The sequence below is a fragment of the Stieleria neptunia genome (assembly GCF_007754155.1).
GTDB lineage: Bacteria > Planctomycetota > Planctomycetia > Pirellulales > Pirellulaceae > Stieleria > Stieleria neptunia.
The window spans coordinates 10,678,935-10,695,943 of sequence record NZ_CP037423.1 but is presented as its reverse complement, the minus strand read 5'-3'; the positions used below and the strand labels follow the sequence as shown (position 1 = coordinate 10,695,943).

Here is a 17,009-nt window from a genome sequence, read left to right as displayed (position 1 = left end):
GAGAAGACTACAATGTGTGGTTGCGAGGGCCACTCCTTCAGACCGCTCCAAAACACAATCTCCTATGCCGCATGCGCATGACGATCCTCTGAAGCAGTCATTCACCGATCTCAATCTTGATGAATTGCTGCCGACATCTCACGACAAGAGATTGGACGGAAAATCAGTTGGTCCGACAGGTTCGATTTCGATCGAGTCACTCGATCGGCAATCTGTGCCCAGTCTTCCGCAGCGTTATCGGATTTCAGAACTACTCGGCCAGGGCGGCTATGGGCGAGTCTTCAAAGCCTATGACGAGCAACTCCAGCGAGATGTCGCGATCAAGATTCCGCATCGACATCGCATCACCTCATCTGTCCAATTGGATCGTTACTTAGAAGAGGCACGCACGCTGGCCAAGCTTGATCACCCTGGGATTGTTGCCATCTATGACGTCTTGCGGAGCAGCGATGATCTGCCCTGTCTCGTTTCGGCCTACATCGATGGATCCAGCTTGGCCGATCGGATCCGCGCCAAACCCTTAACACTTCGAGATGCATTGGAGGTGCTTGCGGAGATCGCCCGGGCGCTCAACTACGTCCACTCGCGGGGGATTGTGCATCGCGACATCAAGCCGGGCAACATCCTGCTTTCGCATAACGAAAAACCATTCTTGGCCGATTTCGGGCTGGCCCTTCGTGATGAAGCGCCCTTGTCATCCCGGGGACGCGTCGGGACGCCGGCTTACATGAGCCCCGAGCAGGCGCGCGGCGAAAACCATCTGGTGGACGGTCGCAGCGATATCTTCTCGCTCGGTGTGATTTTGTATCAGATGTTGACCGGACAACGACCGTTCGGCGGAAGCGATCATGATTCGATCGTGGAAAGTCTGATGCACAGGGAACCCCGACCGCCCAGGCAGTTGGTCGGTTCGATCCCGCGTGACTTGGAGCGGATCTGCCTGAAGGCGCTCGCCAAGCGGGCCTCGGATCGATACGGAACCGCGTCTGACTTTGTCGACGACATCGAATACTTCTTGTCAGCGTGCCAGGATCGATCGGTCGAGGTGAACTCAAGAGAGGGTGAGGATTCGGCGGGAACATCGCGGGTTTCCCACGGCATCGTTCCGCGTGGGCTGCGTTCTTATGGACGCCACGACGCAGAGTTTTTTCATCGGCTGATCCCCGGGCCGCGCGATCGCGATTGGGTTCCGGAGAGCTTGCGGTTTTGGCAGCGCCGAATCGTTGCAAGCGACGAGGGCGAATGGCCGCGTGTCGGCGTGCTGTATGGTCCATCGGGGTGCGGAAAGTCCTCCTTCGTCAAAGCGGGACTGCTGCCCCTGCTGGGAGATTCGGTGACAACCGTGTTCGTCGAGGCGACGCGTGACGAAACCGAGATGCGGTTGCGGCGTGGCATTCTGAAATGTCATCCCGATCTCGAATTGAACGCGACGTTGACCGAAGCACTTGCGCAGCTGCGGCATCGCAGCGAGTCCTCGAGCGGACCAAAGTTGTTGCTGGTGATTGATCAATTTGAACAATGGCTGCACGGTCGCGGCGACGATCAGTACTCAGAGCTGGCCGCCGCGCTGCGGCAATGCGACGGTCAATCCGTTCAGTGTTTGTTGCTGGTGCGTGATGATTTCTGGTTGGCGCTGTCACGATTCATGGCCGCGTTGGAAGTCCCCGTCCGACAGAATCACAACGCATCCTTGGTGGACCTGTTCAGTCCCACGCATGCCCGCCGGGTTTTGGCGGAGTTCGGGGTCGCTTACGACCGAATCCCCGCCGAGATCGCAGCCCGATCGGTTCCGCAAAACCGCTTCTTAGATCGATCCATCGAAGGGCTCACGCGAGGCGGAAAGGTGTTTCCGGTACGACTGGCGTTGTTCGTCGAAATGGTGAAAACCCAGCCCTGGGAGGAACAGACGATCGATCGAATGGGAGGCGTCGAGGGGATCGGTTTGCAGTTTTTGGAGGAATCCTTCAGCAGCGATTTGGCGCCCGCGGCACAACGCACTCATGAACCCGCGGTGCGCAAGGTGTTAAGGTTGTTGTTGCCCGAACCGAACGTCGACATCAAGGGCAAGATGCAGTCCGAGTCGATCTTGTTGGAAGCATCCGGCTATCAAGGTCAACCGGCCTTGTTCAAGGAAATGATCCGCATCTTGGACAAGGAATTGCGTCTGATCACACCGACGGACCCCGCCGGTTCCACCAGCGGCGACGAAAGCATCAGCCAGTCCAGCGATGGTGTCGCGTACTACCAACTGACACACGATTATCTGGTCCCGGCGGTTGAACGATGGATCACGCGTCGACAACACCAAACGCGGCGGGGACGCGCCGAGCTGCGATTGGCCGAATATGCATCCATGTGGTCGGTGAAGCCGGCGGCGAAGTATGCGCCTTCCTGGATCGACTGGGCATCGATCCGGATCCTGTCGTCGCCGGATCGTTGGAACGCTGCCGAAAAACGGATGATGCGGTCTGCGTCGCGCAATCATCTGCTGCGAAGCACGCTGGTTGCAGCCCTGGTGACGATCATCGCGACCGTCGGATGGGCTCTGTGGAGACGGTCCAGTGCCCTGGCAACGGTGCTGCAACTTCAGACCGTCCGCACCACCGAACTCAGTGACGTCCTCGACCAGATTCGCGGCCACGGCGGTTTTGCATCCGGCCCGCTCCGGAAATCACTGGCCGATGCGAAACCCGATAGTCGTGAACGGACCCTCAATCAACTCGCGCTGTTGCCGACTGATTTGTCGCAACGCGCCGAACTGATCGATCAACTGTTACGCCTTGAGCTGCCGCTGTTGATGGTCTCACTGCAACAACTCGGTCCACTTTCGTCAGACGAATTGCAAGCAGCGATCACCTGCATCCGTGACCCCGAGCAACCGTCCGATCAACGGCTTCGCGCGGCGATCGTGATCGGCGACCAGGTTGCGGATCAGGCCCAGGCGGGATTTCGTTTTTCGAACGAGCAATGCGAAGCGATTGTCGTGGAACTGTTGCGTCACGCATCAATCGCACCACAGGACAACAACCACCTGATTGAAGGTCTGTCGCCGATTCGGCGATCGATCGTCCCCGCTCTGCTGGATCGAGCATTGCAACCGCTCGACTCGCCGATTCGATCGCTGTCCACTGCGTTTGCCATACAATTCCTGCGCGATCAGCCGCGCCAGCTGCTCGATTTTTTTCTCGACGCGTCCTTTGAGCAGCACGCAACGATCCTGGCAACGCTCGGAGACCAATTGCCGCGAACCATGGATCAGATCCGTGAAACCGTATTCACGGAACTGGATCCAGATTTGCCCGAACGTGAATACGATCATCTGGCGCGACGCCGTGGCGTGGCAGCCGCCCTGCTGCACCGCCTGGGCCGGTCCGAATCGACGTGGCCCCTGCTGCGGCAGACGAATTGGCCGCACACACGGAGTTACATGATCAATCGAATCGGGCGGCTCGGCGGTGACTTTGAAAGTTTGCTGAGCAGGTTTTCGCGTGATCCCGATCCCTCCGTCCGCCGCGCCTTGTTGCTCGCGATGGGGGGCTTTCCGTGGCGCGACGTTTCCCCGCTGGCGCAGTCGCAGGCAATGCTGGTCGCGAGGGATTCGTTCGTCAACGACCCCGATGCGGGCATTCATTCGGCAGCCCAATGGTTGTTGATGCGATGGGGCGATTCGGATTGGTTGCAGGCGGAGATCCAGCGACAATCATCCTTGTCCATCGATACACGCAAAAATTGGTTCGTCAACGCCGCGGGCCAAACGATGGCGATTCTCGACGCACGCGATGCCCCCAACATCGGTCGCGTGTTTGCAATCTCCACGGGGGAGGTGACGGTCGATCAATTTCTGCGATTTGATCCCGAGCATCCGTATTACAAGTACCGGTCACCGACGGGGGACTGTCCCATTGGGTTGGCGAATTGGTTCGATTGCGTGAGCTATTGTCGGTGGTTGAGCGAACATCTGGACGCTGATCCAGAGCATTGTTATCCGGCAGGGCTATCCGAAGACGACCCGGAGAAGCCCTGCGATGCCGTTCTGGAAAGTGGTTCCTATCGGTTGCCGACTGTCCACGAATGGCGTTTCGCATGTGCGGCACTGACCACCGCGCGTCGTTATTACGGCTATTCCGATTCGCTGGCCGACGACTACCATTGGTACTATGAGAGTTCACTGACCGAGGATGGCGAGAATCGATACCATCCGGCCGGAACGAAAATGCCGAACGATTTTGGCATGTTCGCGATGTACGACGGCGTGCGTGAGTGGGGTCACGACCTGAAAGACCACCGTCGGTATGTGATGGGGAACTCCAGTAGCAACAACAAAGACCGCGCGTCCACGCAGTTGGACCTGCCGATGATCAAGTTGCCCGCCGACCTGCCGTTGTCGATCAACGGCTTTTACGGTTTACGTGTCGCCAAAACGATCACGCGGTGAGAGACAATCTCCATCCGATCGAGCTTCGAATGGTTCTCACTCAGACGCCGGTTGCTCCAGCAGGACGTATCGGCTTCGGAACCCGTCCAGATTTTGGCTCTGGATCAGCGCGGGTTTGGGGGCTTCGATCGGTTCCACCGCTTCGGCATCCTCCGTGCCGGGGTCGTCTTCCTCCCCTTCTTCATCGTCTTCCGCGTCGTCTTCCTCCTCTTCTTCTTCGTCCGATTCGACCGGCAGGTACGGTTGTTGGACTTCGCTGCCCCGGCCGTCCCCGTTGTCATCGAGTTGGGCGTGTTCGGTTTGCAGTCGATCGATCGAACGAAAGCGCGCGTTGATTTCGAGGTTCGTCGCCAGGTAAAGATCCAGCAGCGAAAGCGTCCCGTCGCCGTCGATGTCGTCGAGTGATTGGGTGTCGGCGCTGCGGTCCAGTACCGCGGCCAGTGCATACGGCATTTCTGTCCCGGTGAACTCGAGGTCGGCTTCGGTCGCGGTGATGATGATGCGTCCCGGCCGCGCCAGCGGCTTGATCCAAAATCCGCTCAACGGTTGCGTCAACCAATACACTTGCTCGCGGCACTCGATCGCGGCGGCGGCCTGCGCGAACCCGCTTTGATTGATATCGGGACCGGCAACATTGAATTGACTCTCCGCACCGTAGGGATGCGAATGGCCGATCATCAGGACCCAATACGCGTCGCTCGGTTTCAACGTCTTGGCTGCTTCGGCCAACGCGGTTTCGAGCGTTTCTCGCGTGCAGATTCCCGTTGCAGAATGTAGCGGTTGGAGTGCGGTTTGCATCACCTCGTCGCCGGCCAAAATCGTCAACTGATCCGGTGGCACAGCGAGCACGGTTTGGGAGGTCGTGATCAGGCTCTGGATCGCGGCGGTCATTTGCTCGCGATGCCGATCATCGCCGGGCAGCCCACAGCAGACCAGCATGCGGCGGTTGGCAACCGCTGCGGCGGCGTCACCGTCTGCGGCGCGTTCCGCGGCAGCGGCGCTCGCACTCACCGCAACGCAGCAGCCGAGCAACAGGACCAGCAACGGCAAACTTCGAACTCTCATCGCAACATCTCGGGCGCGGGAATAGGTGAACTGGTGTGAAAGGTGAAGTAAGGCTCGCTGGCGAACGGTTCTTGGGCGGCGCGTGTGCTTTGCAACGCAATCACCATCGGCGCCGACCAGACGATCGTTTCGTTTCGTTTTAGTTCCAGCTGGTGGTAGTGGGAGCGGACGGCCGCGTAGGACCAAACCGCTTCGCCCGACGGAATCTTGAGCGCTTCGATGACCAACCAAATCTCGGGGTCCGTCGCGATGGCCAATGAAAAGATGGCACCGTCAATGATGCCCTTTTCCGGCGACTGATAACGCAAGACGGGTTGCGGTTTGAGCACCAGTTGCGTGGGTTGTTTGCCAGGGATCCGAAGCGTCCCAGAAAACTGTCTGGCAATGCTTCGCATGCGTGCCATGCGACGCGCCGAAGAACTCGAGGCAGGGGGGATATCGGTTATCGTGTTTCGTTTCAATCCCGGCGTCCGCGGGGACCAGACTTCGACGCCATCAAGCACCGCCGAGATCGGTTGGTCGGATATCGATTGCATCTCGTGACGACAAAATACCTGTTCGTTGTACTGGTAGGAGAAGATGGATGCCAATATCACCGGGCGATCCGCGAGGGTCCAGACATACAGTGAACCTTGCTCCTGGCTACGGACCGGGTTGCTCCATTGCATCAGAGGCTGTTCGACCAGCGTCAGAGGTTGTCCATCGGCGGTCATCTCATAAGCCTCCGCCTGATTCTGAAAATGTCTTTTCAGTTCACTGGCTTCGTATCGGGCGGAACTGCCGATCTGTGCCATCGCTTGATCGGGCGTGAGAGCGAGCGAGGCGACGACAAGGAGTGGCAAGAGAGCTGTTTTCATCGAACAATATCCATCGAATCGGCAGGTCTTTCGTCGAGATCGCTTGTGGCGAGGACAGCGTGCTGAGAGAGGACGAGGGCGGAAACGCAATGTTTTTCCACCCGCCGGATCGGTGCTGAATCGTCGAGTGAACGCACGGTGCCGTTCCAACTGACGGCGTTCCAATGGCCGTGTTGATCCGACAACACCAGTGCCGTATCGGGCGCCAGTTGATGCCGCGAGTGCACGGTCAACGTTTGGCTGTCTAACAAAGACAGTGTCTTGGGGGTCGAAGCTTGGCGCCAGTCGCCGCACAACACGGCCAGCCATTGCCCGTCGAGCGAGGATCGAATGGACTGGATGGCGAACGAGCCACTTGGCGCGCCCTGTCCGGTTCGCTCACTGGTCCAGCGGGCGAGGGTTCGTCCGGATTGCAGTTCCCAGCGGATCACGGTTCCGGATGAATCTGCGGAAAAGACGCCGCCGTCGGGAGTGACGGCCAAACTGGTCACGTCGGCAGCATGACGGCCGAGCAACGAAACCGGCATGCCGGCCGACAGATCCCATAAACGAACGTTGCCGAGCGCATCGCCGATGATGACCCGCCCGCTGGCCGGGATCTCGGCGATGGCTGTCATGCTTTGACGGTCAAAGGCGATCGGATCGGCCGCAGGCCCCTCGATGATAAATCCCTCACCGGCGATTGCGGACAAACGATAACCCGAGACGTCAAACGAGAATCGGCCCCAGTCGCGAATCGGTGCCGCGTTCCAGAACCCGCTGGGGGCGGCCGGCAACCACTGGTCATCCCAGTCTTTGTTTTCCAGGTGTGGCGTGATCGGAGCTGGTGATCCCGTCCTCTCCAGCTCGGAGACCGATTCCGAAATCCGCACCAGCTTGCGGGGCAATTCGAACGAGTAGACCTCGGGGTGGACCATCCAAATCGCCGCGCAGGCCAGTCCGCTGCCCCAGCTATGGAGACGCGACGAGGCGTGTTCCAATTCGTTCCGCATCAACAACCTCAGCCGTTCCTCCAACGTCGCGGTCGGTTGCATCCCGCTGGCAAACCCCGGCAATCCGGTTTCGTGATCGCTGATGAAGTCCACCACCCGCAGCAATGCCTCGGCGTAATGACGGGGCTTGGTGTCCAGAATCTTGACGGCCCAAGCATCGCAGCACGCTTCCTCGTGACGCTCCAATTGTTTTTGAGCGAAGTACACAACGGGGAACCACCAGTAGACGGCCGACACCGACCATTCCAGCCATCGAACCCAATGATCACGCCGCAAGAAGTGTGCGGTCTCATGCGCCAAGAAAGACCTGCGGTCTGACGGCGAGAGCGATTGCCACAACGCTTCCGGGCAAACGATGATCGGCCGCGTCGCGAATCCGAACAGCATCGGCGAAACGTGTACCGAGACACGCACGACGCGCGGGGTGCGTCGGCCGAAGTTCCAGCGCCGCTCGTGCCGCACGAACTGACGCACCGTCTCGGTCGCTTCCGCATCGTCGACGCCGCACTGGCCGATCAATCTTCGGAAACGAACCAGCCGTATGATTCCGTGGGCGACCAAGGCCAGGAAACCGCCCAACCAAATCGCGCACCCCGCGCAAATCAGACAGCTTGATGGCGATAAAGCCGTCCGAGCGGCGGAGGCTTTGGGGGCGGATGGGGTCGCCGGCTGAGGCGTGACTTGGGCAACCGCGACAGCGCCGGCCGCCGGCGTCGGTTGGGTGTCCGCTTCGCCGCGAATCGCAGAGAGGTCGGGCGCCGATGGCGGGGCGAGCTCCTGAGCGACGCGAGGGGTGAAGAATGAGGGGATGGGCAGTGGGATGGAGACGATCGGCGGGGTGATCAGTTTGGCGAAGAACATGATCCACAGCGCATGGGCGAGCGCCGCGCGGCGGCCATGGCGACCGACGGTCCATGCCAACACGCCGATCAACGACGCCAGGCAAAGGTTTCCGATGATCACTGCGGCGACCGACATCATTCGGCATCCAAATCATCAAGGATCTTGCGGAGACGTTTACGTTGCCGGGAGTTGAATTTGGCGGACTTGACCAGGTGCGTCAGCAGGGTGGACATCGTTCCGTCACAGAGTTCGTCGGCGGTCGCTTGCAACCGGTGTGAGATCAAATGATCGCGATCGATGGCGGCTTGAAACTGATGCGGCCAACAATCGCGGTCCCGCGCGACGCAGCCCTTGGCTTCGAGCCGGGAGATCAGTTTCTGGACGGTCGCGATGTCCGACGGCGTTTCGGCACCGTACAGCCATTTGGAAAGCTGTTTCAGGGTCGCACGTTCGTGCTCCCACAGCTTTTCCAAAATCGCCAGTTCGGCAGCGGTTACATCTTTGGAAGGTTTTGCCATTGTCTCTTTGTGTGTCTAGAGGTGAATCGTCATGCCAACCCCGAAACTCGCCGCCAAACCCATTCGGTCGATAACAGACCGATTAAGCCTAGCCAAAGCCACGTCCGATTCCATGCCGGAGTCGAATCAATGGTCGGCGGACCTCGAAATTCTTTGCGTCCACGCAGAAGCTCGCCCAATTGTTCGGGTTGGTCCAGTACCTGACCGCCGGAAACTGCCGCCACGCGCGCCATCAATTCCTGATTGGGAAGTGGATTTTGTTGTTCAAACGGGTCGCTCAAGATCTGGATGGCCAGGGACGTGCTGTCGACTTGCGTTCCATGGCTGAAGGCGGATTCGGGTTCTGCCCCCTCGTACGCGGTCAGCTCAATTCGCATGCCGCTGTCACCGCTGACCGCCGTTTCGCTGAGCATCAGATCCAGTTGGTAAACGCCTTCTTCCAGATTGGATTTTAGCGGTAGTTCTTCCCCCCACGCGATCCGCGGTCCGACTTCTCCGCTTTGACGGACGATGTCGTCGGGCCAGAGCACGGGTGAATAGAGTGACATGTCATCGAGCGACTCGGGTTCGAACATCGCCCAGATTCGATAGTGCTGTGATCGTCTGGCGGCCTCGTCATAGGCCGTCGCACGAATCGAAAGCCGCTGGCCGGGTCGATAGAACCGTTGGTTGGACTGGACGACCAGTCGGCGTCGGCCCGTCGAGGATTCTTCGGTCGCCCAGTAGACGAGGTTTCGCCAAAATTTTCCCGCCACCCGTTCCGGTTGATCGCCCCAGGTCTGGGAGAGTCGATCCAGTGCGGTTCCCGAGAGCGAGGCGTTGGAGACAAGCACGCGGCCACGGCCGGCACGCTGGGCAATCATCACGGGCGTTTGATCGTCGCGCCGCTGGGCCAAAACCATCGCGTTGGCCTTGGGTTTGAAACCCGCTTGTCCGATCGACAGGTCCGGCAACGCCTGAATCAGCTGTTCGTTGAGGTGTTTTTCGATCATCAACCGCCAGATCGGGTGATTGGGGACCGTCACGTCGACCGCGGTGGGGACGGGAAACGCCGACGCTGCCGATTCCAAGGTGATCGGCAACAGCGGCGCGATCGGCGAGTCTTGCCAGCCGTCAGCCGAAAGCGACGACGCGCCGGTCAAGATCAGTCCGCCGCCGCGACCGTCAATCCACTGCGTCAGCCATTGTTGTTGTTCGTCCTCCAACACCGCCGGCGTGACGTCGCTGAAGATCACGCAGTCATAGGCAAACAGTTCGGCGCGGGTGCGGGGAAACCCCGCCGAGGATTGGTTGAAACCGTCCGCCGAAAGTCGTCTCAACGATTGCCCCCCCATGCTGACCAACGTCGTGCACTCGACGTCTTCGTCGGCCTGCAGCGCCGTTTGAATCGAAATACCAGAGGTCGAAGCGGACGAGGGGCCGGGGGCGATCGGCAAAAACTGGCTCAGCAGCGACTGCGCCCCGGAGACTTGACCGTTTTGAAGACACAGCACCCGGACCTTGGTCCGGTCGATCTCCACCCGCGTCTCGACGCTGTTGTTTCGCCGCGTCAATTCGCCTTCGACCGGATCGACCAAAACGATCAAGTCCTCCGGACGCTCGTCGACGCGAAACATCAACGAAGCCGATTGGGCACCACCGGACAGCGTGATCGGCAGCGTCGCCAAGTCACCGCCCTGGCCACCCTTGCGTCGGATCCGGACCGTGGTTTGTTGACCGGCATAGCCGAAGCTGCGCATGAAAACTTGCAGTTCGTTCTCGGTGTACTTTCGCACCCGCGACGGCACGACCAGTGACACGATCGCGATGTCGCCCGATCCCCCGGATTGTCCGATCGGCACCACATGAATCGGCACCTGGGACTTGCCAAAGATCTCCGAAAGTCGTTCCACCGATTCCGACGCTCGCACACGCCCATCGGACAACAGCACCACACCGGCAGACGATTGGGCGCTGACTTGGGGCATCAACTGGCGAAGCGCGTCGGCCAGGCGTGAATCCGATGCGTCGGGACCCTCGATCGATTCCGACGCACCGACCGCGCCGGGATCGGAAACCAAGGTGATGTCCAGTTGCTCGGCAAGACGTTGCTTGCCCGCCAACTGCGAGGCCCTCGGCAGTGCCGCGCCGGAAGACTGTGCCGACGCACCGCTCGGTTGGACCAAGGGCGACAACCGGTGGCCGAATCGAAAGGCCTGGACATCGCCCGAGTACGCTTGGCCGGCACTCTGTTGGGCTTCTGAGACAAATCCGAGTGCCTGGTCCCAGCGGCTCCGTTCACCGCCGAGCTGCATGCTTTGCGAACCATCAAACAAATAGATCATCGAGGGGCGGGTCGTTTCACCGGCCTGTTCGTCGATCTTGGTCGGCCCCAACAGGATCGCGATCAGAATCGCAACCGCGGCGGCGCGGATCACGAACAATCCGGTGCGGCCGCTGACCAACGATCGTCCCCAGAAGATTCGCAAGACGAACCACAGCAGCAGACAGGCGGCGACCAATCCGATCCAGCCCCGGGCGGACAGCGGTGATGTCCATGAAAAATAGGTGTTTGCCAGGATTTCTAAGCCACTCATCGTGATTCTCCCCCAGCGGCCGATTCCATTTCGAGAGGATTCTCGCGCGCCAGCGTTTTAAAGTATCCGTCGACGGCGTCTCGATACTCCGACGGAATCGGTGTCTGGCGGTCCACCGCGATCTCCAACAGCATCACGTGTTGGATCCGCTTGCGAAGCTCATCGGCGACCATACGAACGCGCTCGGAGGCCGCATCGCGGTTACGGAACGTGAGACCACCACCGGCCTCCAACTCGCCCGTCATGACGCCGTCACGGGATCCTTCTTGCTGCGTTGGATCGCTGTCCTCCGCCTGTCCGCCCTCGAGCATCTCGGCCAACTCTCGCAACGATTCCTCTCGCAGGTCTTGTTTCAGATCCCGCAGGGCTCGTTCGGTTTCGGGCTCGCTGTTTTCACCGCGTCCCGGATTGCCTCCCATTTGATTGGCCAATTGGTTCGCCTGTTGTTCCATCCGCCGCAGACGGGCAAGTCGTGGGGTGACGAGTTGTTGGTAGAGGCGTTCGAGTCGATTGGCGGCTGCGGCGTACTCGACCGCCCGCTCCATCGCATCGGCCGCCACCGATTCGTCCGTCTTGCCTTCGGCGTCCCGGACCTGCCCGGCGGCGGAGAGGGTCGATTCGAGTTGCTCCAGAAAGCGCGTTTCTTCGGCGAAGTTTTGCAGTTGATCGTTGACCTCGCTCATTTCGATGTCGCCGATGTCCGCTTGCGACGAGATCACTTCTTCCAGTGTTTCGCTGCGGGCTGCCATCCGTTGTGCCAGCCGCTCGGTCCTGTTTTCCTGTTCGGGCGTCATCGTGTCGCCGCCGCCGCGCGGGGAGGGTGGGTTGTTGCTGGCGAGTTGATGTTCCATGCCGGCCAGACCGCTCGTCAAATCACGGAGCGAGGAAACGCGCGTCACCGGTTCGGCGGCCGACAGCGCTTCCAATTGCAGCCCCAGTTCTTCGATCAGGTCGCTGACGGTTCGCCCCCCGGCGGCCATCGATTCGAATTCGCCCTCGCGTGCCCGGGTGGCCAGATCGTCCATTCCCGCCTGGGCTTCGTCCATCCGCCGGGTCATCAAATCGGATTCCGCCAGACGCTCCGCCAAGGGTTCGCGGATCGCGTCGAGTCGCTCCAGCAATTCGATTTGTTGCTCGTAGAGTGTTTCTTGGGCGGTCGGCGAGTCGTCTTCGGCCATCGACTGCTGACCCTCGTCAGCCTGCTCGCCGTCAGCCTGCTCGCCGTCGGTCTGCTCGCCGTCGGTCTGCTCGCCGTCAGCCTGCTCGCCGTCAGCGGACTCCGCTGCGGCAGCCGGGGTGTCTGCCGCGGTTTCGGTTTCGCTGTCGGTTTCGTTGTCGGTTTCGCTATCGCTATTGCCATCGCGTTGAGCATCGCTGGCCCTTCGGGGGCTTCCGGATTGACCCTGGCCTGCCGATTGGGAAGAGGACATCGACCTCTGTGCGGCCGCGGCCAAGCTTCGTTGCTGGGATGCGATTTGTTTCAGCGAGTCGGCCAATTCACGTTCGGTCTCGGGGCGATCGCGACGCAGTTTCTGTTGCAGTTGACGGGCCAGACGCCGCAGTGCCTGTTGTTGGGCGCGGCTCATCCGTTTGGTCAGGATGATCTCCAGCGTGCGGCGTGCTTCGGCCAGCGAGCGGAGCGCTTCTTCTTCTTGAACCAGGGCCAGATCCAACGAGCCGGCGGCCAGCGAATCGGACGCTTGCAACATCGCCGCTTCGGCCTGATTGAGCGCTTCGACATCGTCGTTTCCGCGCGAGATGAAGAACTCCGCCAGGAAACGCGTCAGGTCGGCGAGTTCACTTTGGTTTTCGACCAAGCGATCGATCGTTCCCAGTTGGGCGGCCATGTCGGTCCCGCCGCGGACCAGTTTTCGGGTTCGATTGATCACAAACCGTTCGCGTCGAATGATCTCGTCCAGACGCACCAAGACGCGCGAGCCGGCGCCTTGGTTTCCGCCGGGCGGATCGATTTCTTGATAGAACTGCCGCAGCGGTCGGATGTCGATGTATCGCACGTCCGATTCGCTGCGATGGTTCCCCCAGGGACGGTTGTCGACGGCGTAGGCGTAGTAGGCGATGTAGTCGCGTTCGGAGAGTTCAAACGATTCCAGTGGCAACAATTCGGCTAACATCAACCGCGTCTTTTCACCAAGCGATTCTGTCTCAGCCTCAGCCTCAGCTTCGGACTGCGGTGTCCAATCGGTCAACACGTATTCATCGTCACCACCGAGTTGGAATGCGATTCCGGCTTCGATGATTCCGTAATCATCGGAGACCTGGACCCCCAGCGGCACTTCGGCCAGCGTGTGCACCCTGATTTCGTCGCTCGGTTCTCGCCAACTGATCGACGGTGCGGCGTCACGACGAATGCCCAGACGGCCGGTCACCGGTTCCATCGGGGTGCCGTCGGCGCCCGATCCGGAGAACCGCCAGCGCACCGTTTGATCGGCGGGCAATGGAAACGACCAACGCGTCCGGTCCGCTGGTGATTCCAGCGGCGTCGGTGAGAGCTGCGACGTCTTGGGCCCGGTTTCCAGGATCGCTTCTTTCAGTGGATGGTTCAGTTCGATGGTGACGGTGACCAGGGAACGTTCCAACACGGTCAGGTCGGGTTTGGAAAACACCCGCGGTTGTAATCCGGTGTACTCGGGCGGCTGGACGGTGATCTCGACCCGTTCGGTTTCGATCAGTGGCTGGACACCAATCCGGTGGATCGGTGTGGTTTGCCCGCTGGAGACGAATTGGTATTCGATCGGCCAAGTCGCTTTCCCAAGATTGGTGCGGAACGTTTGACGCCGGTCGTCGGTCGGCGGCGAATCGGCCAGGATTTCGCTTTCGATCCACTCGGGTTCCGCGGCGACGGACTGTTCGGCCTCCGGCGACGGCAGGGAATCCGTTTCGAGCGCGCCCGGTTCCGTCGCTCTGAGTTCACGGTAGCGAAGCAGGACGTCCCGATCGGTGCGTCCGATCAGCTCCAACGACACGTCAACGGGCGTGCCTTCGAGCAGCGCGACATCACCCGGGGTGACCTGCAAACGGGTGTAGGGCCGGTCGATTCCGATCGCCCGCAGGATCGCCAGCCGCCAATCGCCGCCGGCGGTGAACAACCCGAGCAGCAGGGCTGCGGTGGCGGCGCAGGCGAGCACGGTCAGCCACAGCGAACGGACGGGCACCAGCCGCGACGGCGTGACCGATTCCCATCGACCGAGGGTTTGGTTCCCCAGCGCCGTGAGCATTTCTTCGGGGCCGTGCACGCGTCCGTCGACCGTGTCCAGGACGGTTCGAATCCGCTGGCCGAAATCTTCAAAGGATCGCTCCACGGTGCCCGCAAACGGTCGTTGGCGGGTCTGGCGAAACAGCCACACCGCTTGCCAGAGAAGCAGCACGCCGGCAATGCCGACGGCGGTCAGGATCGTCGAGGTCCGCCAGTGTTGCGGCCATTCCCAGCGGTAATCGATCATGCCCAGCAACAGCCACACGGCCAACAAAAACACCACCGCGAGGCTCACCACGGTGGCAAGACGAACGGTCAGGTATCTGCGCCGCAGGGCCGTGAATTGGCGAGCGACTTGAAAGGCGACGTCGGGAGCGTTCATGCGGTGGTCCGATTGGCAAGTGAAAACTCGGCGGTCAATAAGACGACGGCCACGGCGGCAAACCAGGGCCACAATTCGTGCCTGTGCTCGCCTTGGACGGTTTCGGTCGGTTCGTTCGTCCCCGGTTCAGCCGGGGTGATTTGAAAGTGTTCGCTGAATTGTTCGACCGGGATCCGCGTCGGATCGGATTCCTTGGCCGTTGAATTGACGACGTACAGCGCGCCGCCGGATTGCTCAAACCCGATCTGTCCGAACGTCAGTGATTCCCCGTCGCGCGAACCCGCCGAGACGGTGCGCAGCGTGGCCGGATCCGATGGCGTCGCAGAGGGGGCGGCTTGCGTCGCGACGAGATCGCGTCGATCGCCGACCGAGCGGTAACGGATTTTTCCTTCGCCGGTCAGATCCAACAGGTCGGCCGCCATTTGGTGAACCAACGGCAGGTACAGCGGGCTGGTCGTCCAGTTGCCCCAACTGGCATCGGCGCTGGAGAGAAACCAGACGACATCACCCTGGCCCAATCGGTGTCGCGTCAGCGCCGGCCGGTCCCCTTCAAAACGCGCCAAGACGTCGGTCTGTGCGGCGGGTTGGATCGGCAGCATTTGATCGAACGCCAGACGACCGAGGTCGCCGGATTGCGGGTCCGCAAACGGAGACAGCATCGAATCGGCCGACTCGACCGAGGTGATGCGAAACGGCATTGCACCGCTGCGCAACGGCATCTGGAGCGTGCCCGGCGCCAAACCCGATTGTTGCCACGCCGTGTGGGAGGATGCGGCTGTGGCGCCACCGCCTGGTTCACCGCCGTCGCCCGCAAACACCAACAGCTTTCCGCCGGCGGTGACGTAGGATTCCAGTCGTTGGATCGCGCGCTGCGGAAGCGATCCGCTATCGGTCACCACGACCAGTCCGGTGCGCGGCGGCTGCATCTCGGGCAGCGCGTCGTCGTACAAGAACACGACTTGGGGATCAAACAAACCCGATTGCGGTGCGGTTTGGCCGTCGCCGGCGGACACTTCCACTTCATCGGGTAACGCCGCCTCGCGACGGGTCTGGCGCAACGCCGCAGCCAGATAAAAACTTTCGGCCAACTGTGCGGCGTCGCGCGAGCCGCCATCGATGACCAAGACCGATGCCGGCTGAGCGATTTCGAAAGCGGTCATCCGCCGATTGTCGACCGCCAAGTCGTCTTCGACATCCAATTGCACCGTGACCTGCCAGGTGCCCGGTTCGAGTTTGCCGAAGTCGAACGACAATTCCTGGGCTTGACCGTCGGGCAGATTGATCGACTTTTTTAATCGCACACTGCGACGGCCGTTGGTCGCCGTCGCCGTCATCGGGATCTCTTCCATCGGCAACGTGCCGAAGTTAAACAGGGTGGCGTCGGCGATCACGTCACGCTGTGGTGAAAGTCGTTTTGATGCCGTCGTGACCGTTTGGATGGCCAGATTGTTCGCCGCCGGTCGGCCCACGTCGATCACCCGCACGGGCAAATGCTTGGGCATCTTCAGCGTCGCGGTTTCCAAGGCGTCCGAGGCGAGTCCGGACTGTTGCAGGTCCGAAAGGATCACGACGTCGGCAATCGCGTCGTCATCCGCGGCGACGCGATCACGGGCCCAGCGGAGTGCCGCCAAGTAATTTGTGTCACCCACAACGCTGCGGGGCGCCGACACGCGAGTCAGGTTGCCGTCAAAGGGTTCGACGCTCGAATCAAACCAGGCCCAGAGGATCGTTGCATCGGTCCCCAATTCGGCGGCAGCGTCTTTCGCTTGCGCCACGGCATCGTCGATCAGACGTCCGCTTTGGCCCGGCATGCTCATGCTGGCCGAACGGTCGATCAACATCACGCGCAATCGATCTCCGTCGCGACGGATGGTTTCGGGCAGGTAGGGCCGGGCGAACAGCAACACCAACACGGCGACCGTGGCCATGCGTGTCAGCAGCAACAGCCAGCGACGGATTCTGCGACGTTGGGCGCCGTCCTGCATCACCTCTTGCAAGAACCGCATCGTCCCCAATTCCACACGACGAACCTGCCAGCGGCTGAGCAAATGCACCAGCACTGGAATCGCGACGGCCAGGCCGCCAATCAGGAATCCGGTTTGAATGAAGTTCATCGATAAACTGTTG

General features: G+C 60.8%; 8 protein-coding genes. 1 reads left to right on the top strand and 7 read right to left on the bottom strand.

What is annotated here, in order from left to right; all coding sequences use genetic code 11:
- Positions 1-64 precede the first annotated feature (64 nt).
- Entirely contained in the window at positions 65-4,435 is a 4,371-nt protein-coding gene (locus tag Enr13x_RS36580) for a bifunctional serine/threonine-protein kinase/formylglycine-generating enzyme family protein (protein ID WP_145391856.1), read from the top strand.
- A gap of 36 nt (positions 4,436-4,471) precedes the next feature.
- On the opposite strand, the gene Enr13x_RS36575 is transcribed toward Enr13x_RS36580, so the two are convergent.
- Genes Enr13x_RS36575 through Enr13x_RS36545 form a run of 7 tightly spaced genes read right to left on the bottom strand, consistent with a single transcriptional unit; the run spans position 4,472 to position 16,996 of the window.
- A complete protein-coding gene (locus Enr13x_RS36575) occupies positions 4,472-5,500 on the bottom strand; it encodes a hypothetical protein (RefSeq protein WP_145391855.1) in 1,029 nt (342 codons plus the stop codon).
- Positions 5,497-6,357 carry a hypothetical protein gene (locus tag Enr13x_RS36570; protein ID WP_145391854.1) on the bottom strand — a complete coding sequence of 287 codons (861 nt, stop codon included), beginning with the start codon at positions 6,355-6,357 and terminating at the stop codon, positions 5,497-5,499. The genes Enr13x_RS36575 and Enr13x_RS36570 overlap by 4 nt, the downstream gene beginning before the upstream one ends.
- A complete protein-coding gene (locus tag Enr13x_RS36565; protein ID WP_145391853.1) occupies positions 6,354-8,330 on the bottom strand; it encodes a M56 family metallopeptidase in 1,977 nt (658 codons plus the stop codon). Before Enr13x_RS36565 ends, Enr13x_RS36570 begins: the two co-directional genes overlap by 4 nt.
- Entirely contained in the window at positions 8,327-8,710 is a 384-nt protein-coding gene (locus tag Enr13x_RS36560; protein WP_095736280.1) for a BlaI/MecI/CopY family transcriptional regulator, read from the bottom strand. Before Enr13x_RS36560 ends, Enr13x_RS36565 begins: the two co-directional genes overlap by 4 nt.
- A gap of 29 nt (positions 8,711-8,739) precedes the next feature.
- Entirely contained in the window at positions 8,740-11,286 is a 2,547-nt protein-coding gene (locus tag Enr13x_RS36555; protein ID WP_145391852.1) for a hypothetical protein, read from the bottom strand.
- Complete coding sequence (locus Enr13x_RS36550; protein ID WP_145391851.1) at positions 11,283-14,882, bottom strand: DUF4175 family protein; 3,600 nt, start codon at positions 14,880-14,882, stop codon at positions 11,283-11,285. The genes Enr13x_RS36555 and Enr13x_RS36550 overlap by 4 nt, the downstream gene beginning before the upstream one ends.
- Positions 14,879-16,996: a BatA domain-containing protein gene (locus tag Enr13x_RS36545; RefSeq protein WP_145391850.1), complete on the bottom strand. Its 2,118-nt coding sequence runs from the start codon at positions 16,994-16,996 to the stop codon at positions 14,879-14,881. Before Enr13x_RS36545 ends, Enr13x_RS36550 begins: the two co-directional genes overlap by 4 nt.
- Between the last annotated feature and the right edge of the window lie 13 nt (positions 16,997-17,009).

Coding starts and splice junctions, on each gene's coding strand:
- Enr13x_RS36580 (WP_145391856.1), top strand. CDS start 65: ATGCCGCATGCGCATGACGATCCTCTGAAGCAGTCATTCACCGATCTC.
- Enr13x_RS36545 (WP_145391850.1), bottom strand. CDS start 16,996: ATGAACTTCATTCAAACCGGATTCCTGATTGGCGGCCTGGCCGTCGCG.
- Enr13x_RS36570 (WP_145391854.1), bottom strand. CDS start 6,357: ATGAAAACAGCTCTCTTGCCACTCCTTGTCGTCGCCTCGCTCGCTCTC.
- Enr13x_RS36565 (WP_145391853.1), bottom strand. CDS start 8,330: ATGATGTCGGTCGCCGCAGTGATCATCGGAAACCTTTGCCTGGCGTCG.
- Enr13x_RS36560 (WP_095736280.1), bottom strand. CDS start 8,710: ATGGCAAAACCTTCCAAAGATGTAACCGCTGCCGAACTGGCGATTTTG.
- Enr13x_RS36575 (WP_145391855.1), bottom strand. CDS start 5,500: ATGAGAGTTCGAAGTTTGCCGTTGCTGGTCCTGTTGCTCGGCTGCTGC.
- Enr13x_RS36550 (WP_145391851.1), bottom strand. CDS start 14,882: ATGAACGCTCCCGACGTCGCCTTTCAAGTCGCTCGCCAATTCACGGCC.
- Enr13x_RS36555 (WP_145391852.1), bottom strand. CDS start 11,286: ATGAGTGGCTTAGAAATCCTGGCAAACACCTATTTTTCATGGACATCA.